Source organism: Micromonospora sp. BL1, assembly GCF_003667485.1.
Classification (GTDB): domain Bacteria; phylum Actinomycetota; class Actinomycetes; order Mycobacteriales; family Micromonosporaceae; genus Micromonospora; species Micromonospora tulbaghiae.
This window is the reverse complement of sequence record NZ_RCVK01000128.1, coordinates 1-929: the sequence shown is the minus strand read 5'-3', so window position 1 is coordinate 929 and position 929 is coordinate 1. Positions and strand designations below refer to the sequence as shown.

The window sequence follows — 929 nt, the reverse complement described above, 5'->3', positions numbered from 1 at the left end:
ACCCCGCCCACACGCGGCGTGATCGCACCCGCCACCTCCGCACACGACTCGTCCACGTCCGGCAGCAACCGCCGCCCCTCGTACCGCACACCACCACCGACCACCACCGCACCCGGACGCACATGCTCCGGCCGCACGATCCCCGGCACCCCCGCCGCCGCGATCAGGATCTCCGCCCGCCGCGTGTACCGCGGCCAGTCCGCCACCCCCGTGTGCACCACAGTCACCGCCGCGTTCGCCGTCGGCCGCTTCTGCGCCAGCAACATCGCCAACGGCCGGCCCAACGTCGCACCCCGGCCCAGGACCACCACCTCACGGCCCGCCACCGGCACACCGTGGAACGCCAGCAACGCCTCGATCCCCGCCGGCGTACACGGCAACGGACCCGGCAGCCCCAACGCCAGCCGGCCCATGTTCACCGGATGCATCCCGTCCACGTCCTTGTCCGGATCCAGCACCGCCAACGCCCGGTCGTAATGCAGGTGACCCGGAATCGGGTACTGCACCAGCACCCCGTGCACCGTGGTGTCCGCGTTGAAATCCGCCAGCACCGCGTGCAGATCCGCCTGCGACGCCGACGCCGGCAGATGCACGTGCGGCGACACGAAACCCAGCTCCGCCGCCTGCCGTTGCTTGATCCGGATATAACCCGCGCTCGCGTCGTCGTCACCCACCAGCACCGTCGCCAGCGCCGGCGTCACCCCCGCCGCACGCAGCTCCGCCACCGACGCGGCGACCTCCGACAACACCCGCTCCGCCACCGGACCACCCGGCAACAACCGCGCAGAAGACATACGACACCTCGCCCGCGGAGGCCCAGGCGGTCGACCCCCACGACGAGCTCCCCGATGGTTCACCCATCCCCGTGCCGCCAGTCGCGTTCCCCCTCAGCCTGCCACAGCCTCCGCCGCCACCGCATCCACCACCGC

General features: G+C 72.2%; 1 protein-coding gene. It reads right to left on the bottom strand.

The window, feature by feature from the left end:
• A partial coding sequence (locus EAD96_RS02115; protein WP_121683074.1) for a bifunctional 5,10-methylenetetrahydrofolate dehydrogenase/5,10-methenyltetrahydrofolate cyclohydrolase occupies window positions 1-794 on the bottom strand: 794 nt, incomplete at its 3' end.
• Window positions 795-929 lie beyond the last annotated feature (135 nt).